The organism is Eikenella sp. NML03-A-027 (assembly GCF_001648395.1).
GTDB classification, from domain to species: Bacteria; Pseudomonadota; Gammaproteobacteria; order Burkholderiales; family Neisseriaceae; genus Eikenella; species Eikenella exigua.
On sequence record NZ_LXSM01000002.1, the window covers coordinates 114,933 to 131,045 of the forward strand.

General features: G+C 58.5%; 17 protein-coding genes. All 17 read left to right on the plus strand.

Annotated features, from left to right (window positions below):
* The first annotated feature begins 23 nt into the window (after positions 1–23).
* Positions 24–344 (plus strand): phage head closure protein, encoded by a 321-nt coding sequence (locus A7P96_RS00590; RefSeq protein WP_067523942.1) that lies wholly within the window; start codon positions 24–26, stop codon positions 342–344.
* The gene (locus A7P96_RS00595; protein WP_067442229.1) at positions 345–821 is read left to right on the plus strand and encodes an HK97-gp10 family putative phage morphogenesis protein; all 477 of its coding nucleotides are present in this window, start codon (positions 345–347) and stop codon (positions 819–821) included.
* The gene (locus A7P96_RS00600) at positions 802–1,143 is read left to right on the plus strand and encodes a DUF3168 domain-containing protein (RefSeq protein ID WP_067523943.1); all 342 of its coding nucleotides are present in this window, start codon (positions 802–804) and stop codon (positions 1,141–1,143) included. The genes A7P96_RS00595 and A7P96_RS00600 overlap by 20 nt, the downstream gene beginning before the upstream one ends.
* Positions 1,144–1,231: 88 nt before the next feature.
* A complete protein-coding gene (locus A7P96_RS00605) occupies positions 1,232–1,879 on the plus strand; it encodes a phage tail protein (RefSeq protein ID WP_067523944.1) in 648 nt (215 codons plus the stop codon).
* A 13-nt stretch (positions 1,880–1,892) separates the two neighbouring features.
* Positions 1,893–2,207, plus strand: coding sequence for a phage tail assembly chaperone (locus tag A7P96_RS00610; protein ID WP_067442225.1), 315 nt, complete (start codon positions 1,893–1,895; stop codon positions 2,205–2,207).
* Between the two features lie 47 nt (positions 2,208–2,254).
* Complete coding sequence (locus A7P96_RS00615; RefSeq protein WP_067442223.1) at positions 2,255–2,527, plus strand: DUF1799 domain-containing protein; 273 nt, start codon at positions 2,255–2,257, stop codon at positions 2,525–2,527.
* Complete coding sequence (locus A7P96_RS00620; protein WP_067523945.1) at positions 2,520–5,807, plus strand: phage tail length tape measure family protein; 3,288 nt, start codon at positions 2,520–2,522, stop codon at positions 5,805–5,807. The genes A7P96_RS00615 and A7P96_RS00620 overlap by 8 nt, the downstream gene beginning before the upstream one ends.
* Before the next feature lies 1 nt (position 5,808).
* Complete coding sequence (locus A7P96_RS00625) at positions 5,809–6,144, plus strand: phage tail protein (RefSeq protein WP_067523947.1); 336 nt, start codon at positions 5,809–5,811, stop codon at positions 6,142–6,144.
* On the plus strand, positions 6,141–6,866 hold the full coding sequence (locus tag A7P96_RS00630) for a phage minor tail protein L (RefSeq protein ID WP_067442218.1): 726 nt from the start codon (positions 6,141–6,143) through the stop codon (positions 6,864–6,866). The genes A7P96_RS00625 and A7P96_RS00630 overlap by 4 nt, the downstream gene beginning before the upstream one ends.
* Before the next feature lie 11 nt (positions 6,867–6,877).
* Positions 6,878–7,615: a C40 family peptidase gene (locus tag A7P96_RS00635; RefSeq protein ID WP_067523948.1), complete on the plus strand. Its 738-nt coding sequence runs from the start codon at positions 6,878–6,880 to the stop codon at positions 7,613–7,615.
* Positions 7,612–8,343, plus strand: a complete 732-nt coding sequence (locus tag A7P96_RS00640; protein WP_067448231.1) for a tail assembly protein — start codon at positions 7,612–7,614, stop codon at positions 8,341–8,343. Before A7P96_RS00635 ends, A7P96_RS00640 begins: the two co-directional genes overlap by 4 nt.
* 9 nt (positions 8,344–8,352) lie before the next feature.
* Positions 8,353–11,598, plus strand: a complete 3,246-nt coding sequence (locus A7P96_RS00645) for a host specificity protein J (protein WP_082887875.1) — start codon at positions 8,353–8,355, stop codon at positions 11,596–11,598.
* A gap of 9 nt (positions 11,599–11,607) precedes the next feature.
* Complete coding sequence (locus tag A7P96_RS00650) at positions 11,608–11,967, plus strand: hypothetical protein (RefSeq protein ID WP_151086498.1); 360 nt, start codon at positions 11,608–11,610, stop codon at positions 11,965–11,967.
* On the plus strand, positions 11,951–13,888 hold the full coding sequence (locus tag A7P96_RS00655) for a hypothetical protein (RefSeq protein ID WP_067442208.1): 1,938 nt from the start codon (positions 11,951–11,953) through the stop codon (positions 13,886–13,888). Before A7P96_RS00650 ends, A7P96_RS00655 begins: the two co-directional genes overlap by 17 nt.
* 48 nt (positions 13,889–13,936) lie before the next feature.
* Complete coding sequence (locus A7P96_RS00660) at positions 13,937–14,971, plus strand: hypothetical protein (protein ID WP_067442206.1); 1,035 nt, start codon at positions 13,937–13,939, stop codon at positions 14,969–14,971.
* Positions 14,972–14,973: 2 nt separating this feature from the next.
* On the plus strand, positions 14,974–15,693 hold the full coding sequence (locus A7P96_RS11105; RefSeq protein WP_067442204.1) for a hypothetical protein: 720 nt from the start codon (positions 14,974–14,976) through the stop codon (positions 15,691–15,693).
* 145 nt (positions 15,694–15,838) lie between these two features.
* Positions 15,839–16,113: hypothetical protein (locus tag A7P96_RS00670; protein WP_156496214.1), on the plus strand; the 275-nt coding region annotated here is incomplete at its 3' end.

Sequence of the window (16,113 nt, forward strand, 5' to 3'; positions counted from 1 at the left end):
GGCCTTTTTGTTGGAGGCAGGAAATGCGGGCAGGCGAGCTGAACACACGGGTTACGGTGCAGCGCAAGGTGAAAACGGCCGATACAAGCGGCGCCACGGTGTGGGATTGGCAGGATGTGCGGCAGCTGTGGGCCAACGTACGCCATGTTTCCGGACTGGCCAAATTGAAGGCGGATCAGGAAATCAGCGTGGTGCGCACCAGCGTGCGTATCCGTTTCCGGCGCGATATTGACCACACAATGCGGCTGAAGCTGCCGAACGGGGCGATATACGACATCAAAGCCGTGCTGCCGGACGAGGAAAAACGGCGCTTCGTGGATTTGGTGTGTGAGAAGGCGGAATAAATGCTGGAATTGGATGTGGACTTATCGGCAGCACTGGGACAGCTGGACGGCATCGCGGAGCGGGTGGGACAGGAGTTGCGCCCGGCTACGCTGGCCGGTGCGATGCTGGTGCGGCGCGAAGCGGAGGAGCGGGCGCCAAGGAGTGAGGCGGCGCACTGGTTTTACAGCCGGCGGCACAAAGACGGCTCGCCGGGGCGCAAATACCTGTTTGAGCCGGGCAGCCTGAAAAAGGCCATCTATATCCGGCACATCGACGAAAACAGCCTGAACGGGCAGAGAGAAGAATACAAAATCGGCTGGCGTAAAAACCCGTCGAATAAAGGCTATGTGCCCTATGCGCACATGGTGGAATACGGCACGGTGCGCACGCCGGCCCAGCCGTTTCTGCGCCCGGCGTTTGATGCCATGCGCAAGCAGGCGGAACAGCTGATTATCGAACGCATTAAGGAGGCGGTTCGTGGAAAAGACCATTATTGATGCCATCCGCTCGTCGCTGCCGACGGTAGAGGTGTATCACGATTTTGCTCCGGATAACGCAGGCAATCCATTGGTGATACTGCAGCGGGTGGGCGGCGCCGGCAATCTGTTTATGGACAACAGAACACCAGGCGGCTACCAAATCCGTCTACAGGTGACGGTGTGGGCACAGACGCGGCTGGAAGCAGTGTCGCTGTCGCTGCGCATCGAGCAGGCGCTTGCCGCCCTGCTGGGCGTGGCACCGATTGGTGCGGCGCAGGCGGATTACGATACGGAAACCGGACTGCGCGGGATGCGGCAGGATTTTTATGTGATGGGGTAGCGGCGCGAAGCCGCTTTTTGTTTGGCCGTCTGCGCCCGCAGGCGGCTTTTTTGTGCCCGTTGGGGCATTTTTTATGGAGTAGTGAATTATGGCTATGAATTTGCCGAACGGTTCGACCGTATTTATCGCAACCGAAATGGAAGCGGAAAAATCCTTTACCGGCGCCAGCAATGCGGACGAATGCGTGCTGACTTCCACAGCACACGGCCTGCAAAACGGCGATTACATCTTGGTGACCAGCGGCTGGGGCGATTTGAACGGCTGCGTATTCAAAGTGGGCGTCGTGGACACCGACAGCGTGAAGCTGATCGGCATTGACACTACCGATTTAAACCGCTTTCCGGCGGGCAGCGGTGGCGGCACGTTGAGCAAGATTAAAACCTGGCAGCAGCTGCTGCAGATTTTGGAATATTCCACCTCCGGCGGCGAGCAGCAGTATTACGACTATGCCTTTATGGAAGACGGGATTTCGCGCCAGCTGCCGACCACGGTTTCGGCCACGCAGATCAATATCGCCCTTGGCGACGACCCGACCCTGCCCGGCTACCAAGCAGCGGTGAAAGCGAGCCGTGCGGGCAAACAGGTGCCGCTGCGCCTGAACCTGAAAAACGGCAGCGTGGTGGTGTACAACGGCTATCTCTCGGTAAACGAGACGCCGACTACCACCATGAACGAGGGCATGAAGATTCAGGCTTCCTACGCCATGAACGGCCGCCCCAACCGCTATCTCGGCTAAGGAGGGCTGAAACATGGCAAGCAAACTGAAACTGCAACCGCATCCGACTTTTAAATGCAAGGTGGATATTCCGGTGCCGGGTGCTGGAGTGGTGGAAGCGGTATTTGAGTTCAAACATAAGGGGTTGAACGAATTAGAACGGTTTTGGGCGGACAACGTGGACAACCCAGACCCTAAAGTAGCGGAAGCCTTGGTGGTTGGCTGGGAATTGGAAGATGAATTCACGACTGACAACTTACGCACGCTGCTGGATAACTATCCCGGCGCGGCACGCGCGCTGATTTCTGCCTACAGCGAAGAGCTGATTACCGCCCGCCGGGGAAACTGATTGCCGCCGCCCGCGCCCTGTATCGGCCGGAAGCCTCCGAAACGGAAATGGCGGCTTTCGGCCTCACGCCGGAGGATTTTGGAGAAGAGGATGCGGTGCAGGTATGGCCGGATTGTTGGGCGGCGGTTCAGCTGTTTGCGGCGGTATCCACCCAATGGCGGGTGAGTATGGCCGGGGCTTACGGGCTGGACTACGGCGCACTGTTCGACGTGATGCGCTCGTGGGGCATCCGCAAGAAAAAACGGGCGGAAATGCTGCACGATATTAGGGTGATGGAGCAGGCGGTATTGGATATGTGGCAGGAGGGTAAAAATGGCTGATTCAGTAGTAACCATCGGCGCGGAAGTGTCCGGTCTGAAGTCCGGGGTGGAAGAGGCTAAGGTATCGTTGCGCTCGCTGGCAGATACGGCAGAAAAAGCCGGCCGCCGTGGTGCGGACGGTTTGGGCGCAGTGGGGGTTGGTGCGGCCGATGCGGCTAAAGAGGTAGAGCGCGCCAACAAACGCCGCGAACGCTCCTACACTTCGCTGGAAAACGCCATCAAACGCGATATTGCTGCCATGCAGGCGGGTGGCAAGGCCAGCCGTGCTTACTACGAGACTTTGGCGGGGCAGCGCGGTTTGGATAAAGCCCGGCTGACGCCGCTGCTGCATGATTTGGAGCGGGCGCGCGAACTGCATTTAGCCAATATCGCGGCCGCCCGCCGGCACAGGCAGATGGTGGGCAATATCACGCTCGGGCAATACAACAACGCCCTGCGGCAGGTGCCGGCCCAGTTTACCGACGTTGTGACCCAGTTAGCGGGCGGGCAAAACCCGCTGCTGATTGCGTTGCAGCAAGGCGGACAACTGCGCGACAGCTTCGGCGGCTTCGGCACGATGTTTCGCGGGCTGGCCGCTTCGGTATCGGTAGGAAAGCTGGCGGTATTGGGCTTCGGCGGCGCAGTGGCCGGGCTGACCTATGCCATGCGCGCGGGCAGTGAGGAAGGGCGCGAATACCAAAAGGCGGTGATTTTTTCCGGCGACAGCGCCGGGCTGACCGCCGGGCAATTGGCTGATTTGGCCTTAGCCGTAGGCAAGGTAAGCGGGCGCTATAGTGAGGCGCGCGCGGCGGTGGTGCAGTTTGTGACCGGCGGGCGGGTGGCGGCGGATGATTTCGCGCAGTTTACCCAATCGGTGGTGTTGCAATCGCAAGCCACCGGCAAATCGGTGGAGGATTTGGCGGCTAAGTACGTGGAAATTGCCAACGACCCGCTCAAAGCGGTGCTGCAGCTGTCGCGCACTTACCAAAGTATGACGGCCGATGTGTATGCCCAGGTGAAAGCCTTGCAAGACCAAGGGCGCGAGCAAGATGCCATCCGGTTGGTGCAGGGTAAATATGCTACTGAATCAGAGGATATGTCACGCCGGGTGGTGCAAAACCTCGGCGCGATTGAAAAGGCGTGGCTGGGGATTAAGAACGCTGCCTCCGGCGCTTGGGAGGAAATGAAAAGCATCGGCCGCGAAAAATCGCTGCAAGAGCAGATTGACGTGGTAAACCAACGCATCCGGATGCGGGAAGAAGAACGGGATAACCACCCCGGCCGTTTTTCTGCCTACGATGCCAAGCAGCTTGAGACAGACAAGCTGACCCGCGATCGTTTAACTCGGGAGCAGAATTTTGAGGCGGCACAAGCCAAACAGCGGCAGGAAGAAGCGCAGAAACGCCGCCGCAGTGTGGAGATTTTAGATGAAACCAACCGTGCATACGAACGCAACCTGACCGCACGCGAAGAAGAAACAAGTGAAATCAACAGACTAAGAGGAAATCTAGCTGAATTTAAAGCTGACCGCCGTAATTCGCCGGCGCAGGTGCGACAGATGGAGCAGCAGACGGCGCGCCTGATTGCCGCCGCCCAACAGAAACGTGCGCAGGCAGAACAGCGCGAGCAGCGGCGCAGCCGGCCGCGTGGCGAGCGCAACCAGTTTGCCACCACGGCGCAGGGGTTGCGGCTGAAACCATCGGCCATCGGCACGGTGAACGGGCAGGCGCGCTATGTGGCGCCGGGCACGTTTGCCGCCGCGCAGGCGATGCAGCAGCTGCTCGGCAACAAATTGGTGCATTTCTCGGCTTTTAACGACGATTACCACCATTCCGAAGCCTATTTCCGGCGCAAGGGCAACCGCAGCTCCGGCACGCACGGGGCGGGCTTGGCTTTTGATTTCTCCATCCGCGACCCGCGCAAATCGGAGGAAGTGGAACGGCAAATCCGGGCGTATTTCCGCGAGCTTGGTTTGTCGGAAAAAGATTTCACGCTGATCAACGAATACAAGCGGCCGAGTGCGGGGGCGAACGGCGGGCATTTCCATTTGAACTGGAATAATGCCCGTATTGCCGCGCAATTTGCCGGCGGGTTGGACGGCCGCGCCAAGGCGTTTGCTCACGGCGGGCTGTTTGCCGAGGCGGAAAAGGCCGCCACTCCCTACGAACGGATGCTGGCCCGGCTGACACAGCAGACGGAAAAGGCCAACCTGCAGGCGCGGTTATGGTCGGAAAATCTGGGCAAATCGTTCAGCCACCAGCTGGAATTGCTCGCCAGCCCGGAATATCAGCAATTCAGCGCCACCGAGAAGGAAACGCTGCTGGCTTTGGCGCAAAAAGCCGATGCGCAGGAGCGGGTGAACAGCGTGACCGAGAGATATAACACGCTGATTCAAACGCTGGCACTGGAAACCAATAAAGGTTTTGAAGATAAGGCGTTTGAATTGTCGCTTACCGGCAAAACTGCCGATGAAATCGACCGGTTACGGTTGGCACGGGAATACGACCTGAAAGTTCAGCAGGCAATCGCCGACGGCGCCAGCCCGGAAATTGTGGACGGGCTGCGCCAGCAGAAAGATGCGGCGGAAGCGGCACGCAAGGAGTTTCAGCAGCTGCGCCGGGCGCAGAGTGACGACTGGATGGCCGGCATCAATGACGGCTTCGTGCGCTATGCGGATTCCTTTAAAGGGATGCGTGAGGAAATGGCGGACGGGGTAACCGATTCGCTGGGCAGGATGTCGGATGCGCTGGGAACCTTTGTGGCTACCGGCAAGCTGGATTTCCGCGATTTCACGGTGTCGGTGCTGCAGGATTTATCCAAAATGCTGATTAAGATGGCGATTCTAAATGCCATGAAATCGGCATTTGGCAGCTATGCCGACGGCGGGGTGGTGAAAGACCTTAAGGGCGGTTTGAAAAGCTTGGCGGTTGGCGGCTACACCGGCGCCGGCGGCAAGTACGAACCGGCCGGCATCGTGCATCGCGGCGAGGTGGTGTTTTCGCAGGCTGATGTGCGCCGTTTCGGCGGGGTGCATAGGGTGGAGGCGGCGCGCTTGCGCGGCTATGCCAACGGCGGCGTGGTGGGGATGACACCGGCGCTGGCGGCGGCAGTGTCCGGCGGCGGTCAGCAAAACAATATGCAGGTGAGCATTGTGATCAACCAAGACGGCAGCAGCGAAGCAGGCAGCCAAGGCAACAGCGAAATGGCTAAAGCGTTGGCGGTGGCGCTGCCGGGCATGATTGAACAATGGTATATGGATAACGTGGCCCGTGTGGGCGGCCGTTATCACCGGAGTAATTAAGATGGCGATTGAAACATTCGGCTGGCCGGTGGAAGCCAAGCTCACGGCGGAGCATAAATTTGCCGTTCGCACGGTGAAATTTGGCGAAGGCTACGAGCAGCGGCAGGCACTTTCGCTGCGGCCAAAGCTGCAAACTTGGGAAGTAACCTTGGGCGGGCTGCCGGAAACGCTCTCGCAAGTGCGGGCGTTTTTGGATGCCCATACCGGGGTGCGGGCGTTTTATTGGACGCCGCCGGGGCGGGATAAGCTGCTGGTTAAGGTGGCGGCATACCGCGAAGAGCACCACGGCGGCCGGGTGTGGCAGTTGTCGTGGCGGTTTGAAGAGGTGCTCGCATGAATCCGCGCATGAAGCAGTTGTCGATTCCGATGCTGCGGGCGCTTTCGGCGGCCGAGCAGGGGGTGTTGGTGGATTTGTGGGAGCTGGATTTGCGGCCGTTGGGCGGCGAAATCCTGCGCTACTGCAATTTGTTGAACGAGCTCTCGCAGCCGGTAGTATGGAAGGGGCAGACTTATCAGGGTTTGCCGATTCAGGCCGACGGCTTTGAATCGAGCGGCCAAGGGGCGGGCAACCGGCCCAAGGTTACGCTGGCCAACGTGTACGGCACGGTTACCGGCTTATCCGAGCAGTTCGGCCAGCTTATCGGTGCGGAAGTATGGCGCCGGCAGACGTATGCCCGCTTTTTGGATGCGGCCAACTTCGCGCTGGGCAACTCGCAGGCCGACCCGGCGCAGGAAATTGTGAGCAAATATCTGGTAGAGCGGATGGTATCGCTTACCGCCGATTCGGCACAGTTCGAGCTGGCGGCACCATCGGAAGCAGATGGGGCAGTGATTCCGGCACGGCTGATGCTGCACGATTACTGCCCGTTTGATTATCGCGGCGAAGCTTGCGGCTATCGGGGCAAACCGGTAGCCGACCGCTTCGATATACCCACCGCCGATCCGGAAAAAGACGAATGCAGCCGCAAGCTGCAGGGCTGCAAGGCACGCTTCGGCGAGACTGCCGCCCTGCCCTTCGGCGGCTGGGTGGGGGTGGATAAAACTTTGAGCTCCTCTTGAGGCTACCTGAAATGTTGAAACTGACAAAATCCGTACAGGCGGCAATTCTGGCGCACGCCGCCAAGGAAGCGCCGCAAGAATGCTGCGGCCTGATTGTGCAGGCGGCCGGGAAACAGTTGTATCGGCCCTGCGACAACGCGGCGGCCGACCCGTCGGCACGCTTTAAAATCGCGCCGTTGGATTTGATCGAAGTGTCGGAGCAGGGCGAAGTGTGCGCCATCGTGCATTCGCACCCGCAGGGCGAACCGTGGCTGTCCGGCGCCGACCGGCAAATGCAGGTAGCCAACGGCCTGCCTTGGGTACTCGCTGTTTCAGGCAGCCTGAAAGTGTTCGAGCCTGTATCGCATTTGCGCGGGCGGGTGTTTGAATATGGGCGCTTTGACTGCTACAGCCTGCTGGCGGATGCCTACCATCTGGCGGGGATTGACTTGCCGGCGGTGCAGCGTGGCGACATCGACGATGATGCGTCGCAGGGGCGTTTCTTGGCGCTGGCTGGCGCAGCAGGTTTTGCGCGGGTGCACGAACTACAACCAGGCGATGTGGTATTAACCGAATTCGACGGGCGGGCTTCGCACGTGCTGCTGTATTTGGGCAACGGCGAAATGCTGCACCACGCTTTCGGCCAATTAAGCCGCCGTGATGGTTATGGGCCTTATTGGCAACGGCATACGCACAGTATTTGGCGGCACCAACAATGGCAGCCTGAAATGCTGCAGGCGGTGCTGAATGATTTGGAACACGCATCATGATTACAGTTTGCTTGCACGGCGGCCTGCGCGAATACGGCCGCCGTTTTGATTTGCACGCCGCCAGCCCGGCGGAGGCGCTGCGAGCGTTGCTCACCCAGCTGCCCGGCTTTCGGGAGATTTTAGGCAGCGGCTTTTATCAGGTGCGCTTTAACCGCCACGATTTCGCCGAGGCTGAATTGCCGGACGGTTTTCAGGCTGCCGGCAGCGGTGTTTTGCACATCGTGCCGCGCATTCAGGGCGCGGGCAAGGCGGGGCAGATTATCGCCGGCGTGGTATTGATTGCGTTCGCTTGGTGGAATCCGTTTGGCTGGGCGGCGGCTGGGGCATTGATGAGCGCTGGTATTGGTTTGGTAGCGGGTGGGATTGCGCAGATGTTGGCGCGGCCGCCGAAGCTGGACAACGAGCAGCGTGGGCAGAAGGCTGGGCGCAATACGGCGTTTTCCAATCTGGACAACACAGCGGCGCAGGGCCAGCCGGTGCCGTTGGCTTACGGCAAAGTTTATTGCGGCAGCCGTGTGGCATCGCAAGGGGTGGTGTCGCGCAGGGTGGATACCGACGGTGACCCGGTGTTGCAAAACCCAACGGCGGCCGACGTTACCCTGCGGCTGGTAAAAACCCCGATTACTGGGCAGGCTGCGAAAGCGCCGAACGGGCAGTATTACAACACGGATTTTAATGACGATTCTGTGCGGGCGCGCAATTACACGGCGGCGTTGCAGCAGAATTAGGAGTAAACAATGGGTGGGCAGAAAAGCGGTGGTGGTGCACGCACGCCGTATGAAGCGCCGAACAGGCTATCTTCAGCGCAGATGCTGCGCATTGTGGATGTGATCAGCGAGGGGGTGGTGTCCGGTTTTGCTAACGGCAATGATGCACCGTTTAAAAGCGTGTTTTTCAACGATACACCGGTGCAAAACCCGGACGGCAGCTATAACTTCAAAGGGGTAACTGCCGTATTCCAGCGCGGCACACCCGACCAAAGCTATATTCCGGGCTGGGAAAGCGTGGAGCGCACGGTGTTAGTGTCCAACCCGGTAAAAAACCACCGCCCGGTTATCCGCACCGTGTCCGACAGCGGCCCAACCCGGCTGCGGGTAACGGTGGGTGTAGAGCGTAATGCGGCGATACAGGATAACGGTGATACGCTGCCGGCGAACACGGCATTGATTATCCAGCTGGTGAATGATGACGGCGTGCAGCAGCAGCGTCATGTGAACTTTACCGAGAAGGGCAGCGGCGCGTTTTACCATGACGAAGTGTTCGAGCAGCTGCCGAAAGCGCCGTTTTCGATCAAGGTTTCGCGCCCTACGCCGGACAGCAGCAGCGACAAAATCCAAAACAGCACCTTTTTTGCCAGTTATGTGGAAATTACGGATGCCAAACTGTGCTACCCGTTTACCGCGCTGGCGGCGTTGAGTATTGATTCCGACCAGTTCGGCGGGCAGAACCCCCGCCGCAACTATCTGATTCGCGGCATCGAGGTGCAAGTGCCGAGCAATTACGACCCGGAAAACCGCACCTACAGTGGGCTGTGGGATGGCAGTTTTAAAACTGCATGGACGAATAATCCGGCTTGGGTGTTTTACGATTTGGTACGCCAGGAGCGCTACTCCACGCTGGCATTGCGCCTATCCCCGGAAGACATCGACAAATGGAGCCTGTATCAGGTAGCCCGCTATTGCGACGAGATGGTGCCGGATGGTTTCGGCGGGCGTGAGCCGCGCTTTACCTGCAATGCCTACCTGACCGACCGTCGGCAGGCGGGCGAGCTGCTCACTGAATTGGCGAGTGCGTTTTGCGGCATGCCGCTGTGGAACGGCAACCAGCTGTCGGTGTTGCTGGATCAGGGCGGCGACCCGGTGGCGCAGTATGACAACAGCAATGTGGTGGACGGGCAGTTTGCCTACAACGGGGTGGCGCTGAAATCTACCTATACCGCCGTATTGGTGCGTTTTGCCGACAAATATGATAGCTACCGCAGCAAGACCGAGTATGTGGCTGATGCCGAAGCCGTCAAACGCTATGGGTTGAATATCCAGTCGGTAACCGCTTTCGGCTGCACTACACGCGGACAAGCGGTGCGCTACGGGCAATGGATACTGCAAACCGGGCTTCGTCAGCAGGATGCAGTGTCGTTTACCGTGGGGAGCGAAGGGTTGAAACACCTGCCCTACGATATTATCCAAATAGCGGATAACAATTTTGCCGGCGCACAGCTGGGTGGGCAGGTGTTGGCGGTGAACGGCCGGATTGTAACCATTGACCGTTCCATCAACGACAGCCTGACTGGCTGGCGGCTGCAATACATCGCCCTCGAACAGAATGCGCAAGGCGAAACGGTGCCGAAACAGTACAGCATCAAGGTGGCATCACAGCCGCAGCCTAATCAGTTGCTGTTGGATGGCGACCCATCGGGGTTGGCTTATGGTGACCATTGGGCGTTGTCCGGCAAGGTGGTACCGCGCCAGTATCGGGCGGTAAGCATTAAAGAAAACACCGATGACGGCACTTATACCATTACTGCATTGCGCCATGACCCGGCCAAATATGCGGCGGTAGACAACAGTGCGCTGTTTAAGGCTGGAGCCACCACCAACTATGGACGCCAGCCGCAGCTCGGCAATAGTAACTTGTCCACCAATGGGCGGGATTTAACCTTAAGCTGGGAGAATTTGAGCGCCGATGGTCAAGTGGTGAGCTACGACATCAAAATTTTTAAAGACGGCCGCTTGTGGCGGCATATCCCAGATGCGCCCAGTGCCGAAATCAGCCTGCAAGGGCTTCCCAACGGCGATTACCGCGCTGAAATTCGGGGGCGCACCGCCCGTGGTGTGTTGTCTAAGCCGCTGGAAAAAGCTTGGAGCCTGAACTACACCATTACCGGGGTGCGACCCACGCCCAAGCTGTTTGCCATCGGCCTGAATTGGACGCTGCCCAGCCCGCTATTGGCGGAAGCACACACCGAAATCCGCTACGGCAAAAGCAACAACTTTAATCAGGCGATGCCGTTGGCGAAACTGCCGGCACCGCAAACCGACTACCAGCTCACCAACGTGAAAACCGGCGAGCATTGGTATTTCTGGCTACGACTGGTGGATAGTGCCGGGCTGGCCGGAGAATGGACGGCACCGGTGGATGGGGTGTGCAGCGATGATCCCTCCCTATTGCTCGAGCAGTTGAAGGGCAAGCTGAGCAAGGAACAGTTTGCACCGGGGGCTGGTGAAGACTTGATTAATCTGATCGGCAATTTGGCTGGTGATAACCAAGGCATGGCCGGCAACACCGGCAAGCAAGCCGGCAAGTGGGATTTTTACAGCCAAATGAACGAGGCGGATTACGTTTTATCAAAACGTATCAATGCTGTGCGTTCGCAGTTCGGCGACAAAATCGCCACGGTGGCCGAGGAAATGAAAGCCCTCACCACGCAAACTGAAGCGCAGGCACGGAAAGTGCAGGCGGTGGAAAGCGAAGTAGCCGGGGCCAAGGCATCGGTAACACAAGTGGCGCAATCGTTTGCCGATTTGAACGGTAAATTGCGTGCCGCCTACACTCTGAAGGTGAGCACTGATACCGCCACCGGCACTAAAGTGGTGGGCGGGATTTCGCTGCTGGCCGACGGCACGAGCGGGCAATCTGAAGTGGTGATTCAAGCCGACAAGCTGATGCTGTGGAACAACAAGAAGCTGCCGATGTTTACCGTAACCGGTGATAAAACCTACTTCAACGGGGACTTGATTGCTGACGGCTCGATTTTGGGACGGCACATCAAAGCCAACCAAACGATTGAAGCGCCGGATATCCGGGGTGGCACGTTGAATATGGCCGGCGGCCGCTTTATCGTGACCGCCGAACACGGTGCGCAACTGCGCTCCGACCCGAACGGGAAGGTGGGAACACAACTGGACTATCGCGGCCTGATCGTACGTAACGAGAAAGGCCATGTGATGGTGCGGCTGGGCAAACTGACCGGCTGGGATGATTGATGGGAGAAAATGATGGCGGCCGAATACGGCATCCAGATGTATGACAACGACGGCAAGGTGCTGGATACCAATCTGGATTCGGCGCTGATGGTGGAAGGGGTGTTTATCCTCGGTAATGACCCAATCGGGCGGCTGGCCTTGGACATCCTGTTTCCCTTGCGTGAAAAATTCAAAGGCATCTTCATCATGCCGGTGTTCCATTCATTCTGCATCAATAGTGGCACGGAACACGCCTCGACGGTGTATTTCGATCAGTGGTCTTTGTGCTGGAACATCAGCTACGATGCACGGAGCGGGGTAAACAGTAATGTGGCCCACTACGGTGGAGCCTTTGCCGGGAGACAGTTTTTATATGGCTACGTCAACTGATTACGGGCTGGCAGTGTACAACGGACAGGGCGTGAACGTGTTGGCGAAAAATCTATTCTGCCCTAAGCTGATCGGCAGCATGACCCTGCGCCTGCGCGACCTGAATCAACCGGGGCAGTTGTCGGTGGTGGCCGCTGACGGCAGCGAACTGCCGCTCAATGACGGCAGTCGCAACCGTCCACTGAAAAAACTGATGGAGCGCGGCTTGACTCAAGGCGGTGAAATACATTCTGCCGGTATGCTGCGCACCCGCGGCGGCATGATTCGCACTGCCTGCACTGTGCGTTTCGAGTTCTCGCTGTACGGCGGCGAACGGGACAGCGAGCCCTTGCTGCCGGCGGTGATTCACGGCTGGGGCAGTGGCTACGATGCGGACAAATGGGAAAAGGCCAGACGCCTAGTACACTCAGTGCTTTCCGGGCAGGATTGGCAATTGGCCAAGTTGCTGAACAAACTGCGCTACGGTGGCGGTACGGCGGCCGACTACCCAAAATATCGGCTGGATTGGACACGCAGCCAAGGCTTGGGGCAGGGTTTGTTTACCGGCCTGCCGGTAACCATGACCTTCCGCAGCCGCGCCCTGGGCGCAACCGACAGCCCGCAGACGGAGTTGGACGGCTTCGGCTTGGTTTCTTGCTGCGGCGGGCGGCTGTATGTGGAGATGTCGTCGAATACGGAAATCACGGTGCATTTTTACGAATTAGCCGGCATCCCGTGGGAATACTTTGCACAATGCTCGACTGTAGCCGAGCCAACATCCTACGGTTTGGTAGTGTACCGCTACGAACCGGCACCGATGAAGTTTGTGATGACAGTGGGCGATACTGGCGATATGTTCGGTATGGCGCAGCAACCATCGCCGTTTGAGATGGGCTACATCGACCGTGGTAGTTATGTGTTTGCCACCGATACACCACTGCCTCTGGACGAGTTGGCGCAAAGGATCGGACAGGAAAACACAGCGGTCAAGCGCCAGATGTCGCAACTGTTCGAGGGCGACCCGGATAAGCCATTACGATACGAGGTGTTGAATAACGCCCGCCCTTACCTACGCCTACTGTCCAATACGGCGGCTATCCGCAAGGGGCAGGCCATCACGGTGCGTAACGACACCCGCCCCAACCAAGGGGCTATCTACACTGTCAAGGGCGGGCACGACTACAGCAAGGTATGCAATATGTTGGTGCACGGCGCGGCAGGATTGTTCAAATTGCCTGGCGGCGGGTTACTCAACGCGGTGGGTGGTACGATGGCACACAGCGCCTTCGAGCGTTCGATGTCCAATCGTCCGCTGTATGTTCACGGGCCGAACGTGCCGGACGACTACAAAGGCGCACCGTGGAATCCGACCGTGCCACTCCGAATGTCAGACGTATATAAACGGGCGAATTTGGACTACTACGCGCCGCAGCATAAACCATCTTGGGACGAGTTGATGGGCAACCCCAGCGTACTGGATAAATTCAACAACTTTTTGACGAACAGCACCTGGAGCCTGCAACGGGCATTCAACCTCCTGTTTAAGCTCAATCCGGTGGTGGCTTATGAAGAAAATGCCAACTACTCGCCGGAAGAGGCGGCTAAACGGCGGCGGGATCTCCGGGTCTTGCAGAACCGCTACAATGAAGCAGAGGCACAACGCGAGTTTGAGACTTGGGGCGGCTGGGATGTGGAGGCGCAGAAAGAGATTCAGGCTGCCGCTGCCGCACAGAAAGGGTTGCTGGATTTAATCGACTTGGTTCTGAACTCAACCGAAGAGAACCGCTCGGATCAAGCGCCGTTTTGGGGCGGGCAAGGCTTCCGCCACAGCGACGACAAGTTGGAGGTGTACAAGTATATTTCGCTCAAATCCGATGGCAAGGCATACCAACCGCCGGAGTATGTCCCGGAAAACTGGATTCTGTGCCGGTTGCCGGTATAACGGCTTTCATTACCAAGACCCTGATGAGTCTTTTTTATTGGAGATAATATGGAGCAAATCAATTTGGGCAGCCTGCCAAACGGCGTCGGCGGCGACAGTATCCGCGTCGGATTTCAGAAGTGCAACGACAATTTTACCGAACTGGCAGGAAAGGTCGGCAGTGGATCAGATGAAGAGCTAAAGCAGATTAAAAAGGCTGCAGCTGAACTGACGGAACGGGTGGCAAAGCTGGAAAAAGCCGGTGGGAACGCCGCGCCATCCGGTGAACTGGCCGAACTGAAAAAGCAGTTGCAACAACTGCAAACCAAGCTAACTGAGGCGGAAAAAGTAGCCACTGCCGCCGCTGGTAAGGCTGACAGCGCTAGCCAGGCTGCCACGAATGCAGATAGAACAGCACAAACGGCCAGCCAAGCCGCGCAGACTGCTGGCAATACTGCCGCTGCCGCCAAACTCTCCACTGAAACCCTGGAGAGGGAGGTGGCAGAACTGAAAAAGCTGCTAGCCAAAACCGGTACCGGTGATGGTCTATTTGTCGGCAAGATTGAACTGCTGTCCACTACCGCTGACGCTATGCCGGCAAAGTGGTACCTAGCCACCGGAGATAAATACCCGGAAAACTCACCCCAAGGGAAGGCTTTGAAATCATTACCCGAGCCCTACAAACGGGCGTTTAAGATTGAGTTGAAGAACGGGCAGATCAACACGCCAAATCTGTTCCATACCGACGGGCGTGGCTACTTTTTACGCCCATCTAAAACTCTGGGTGAAGTTCAGTCAGATGCTCTGGCGAAGCACTACCACGTTACCGGCTTAGGAGCGACGGATAATGATGATATTTGGCTGCCCCGCGACCCGTCGCTTGGGAATAAAGGCATTCCGACCGGCAATCCCATGTACGTCACGTGCGGGATGGTGAACCAAGTCAACACCCCGCCCAAGGTGGCCAGCGCGGATTGGACGGAAAACCATACCGGGCTGGCCACCACCATCACGATGGACACGCCGAAACAAAACCCTGGGGCGAACGGCGAAAACCGCCCGCTCAATATCGGCTTCACGCCGGCCATCTACCTGGGAGTGTAACCATGCAGAACTTCTACTTTGACGACACCCACCCGCTGCACCCCTATACCTACAGCGCCCCGGCCAACCCGGACAGCCTGCCGCCGGACAATGCGCTGCGTATCGGGCCGCAGGCGAAACACGGCTTTTGGCCTTGCGAGACGGACGGCAGATGGCAATACCTGCCCGACCACCGGGGCAAGACCGCCTACCGGACCGGTGACGGCGCGGCGGTAGTGGTGGAACAGATAGGCGAGCTGCCCGACGGACTGACCTTCACCCCGCGGGAGAACGGGCATCAAACGTGGGATGTTAAAGCCAAGGCGTGGGTGCTGACCGAAGAGGCCGCCTCCCGGCTTTTAGCCGAAGCCGTGGAGCGCGGTATGGAGTCCATCGATAACGCGGTGGAACAGGCCTACCGCCACATTACCCGCTTTGAAGCCGAATACCGGCTGCGCGAACGGCAGGCGCGCGACTACAAGGCCGGCGGCTGCAAAGGGGAAGCGCCGTTACAGGTGGCCGCCTTTGCCAAACCCGCCGGCAAGACGGCATGCGAAGCGGCCGACATCATCATCGCCCAAGCCGATGCCTTACGGGCGGCGACGGACAAGCTGGGGATGCTGCGGATGCGCAAGCTCGAACTCAAAGGCTTGAAGAGCGCTGCCGAGGCGGAGGAGCGCACCGCCGAAATCTTGGCCGAAATCCGGCCGGTTGCCGGCCAATTGCAAGGGGCGGACCAATGAGCTGCCCGGCACTTTACCGGCCGGCACTTTAATCGATTGGTTGGTTGGAGGAGGCAATGACGGGTTTCCCGCGAAAAACCTTATACGGACGGTTAAGGCACGGTCCGGGCACTGCGGGCGGCACCGCCTGAAAACGGAGGATGAAATGTCCGAACAGGATAAATACCAAATCATTGCCGACTTTTTACGGCAGGTCGGCTTCCGGCGCGGCGTACTGCTGTTTCTCGCCGGCATCCCGGCACTGGTGTTGTGGAAAACCGACCCCATCGCGCTGGTCGACCGTTTCAGCCGGTCCGGTGCAGAAACGGCAATCGAAGGGGCGCGCAAAGAAGGGTCGGCCGCGCCCTACCTGCAGTCCCCGCACGGCTTTGTGGAAAACAAAGAAGCCGAAAGCGCGGCGGACGGCGTGGCGATGGCGGA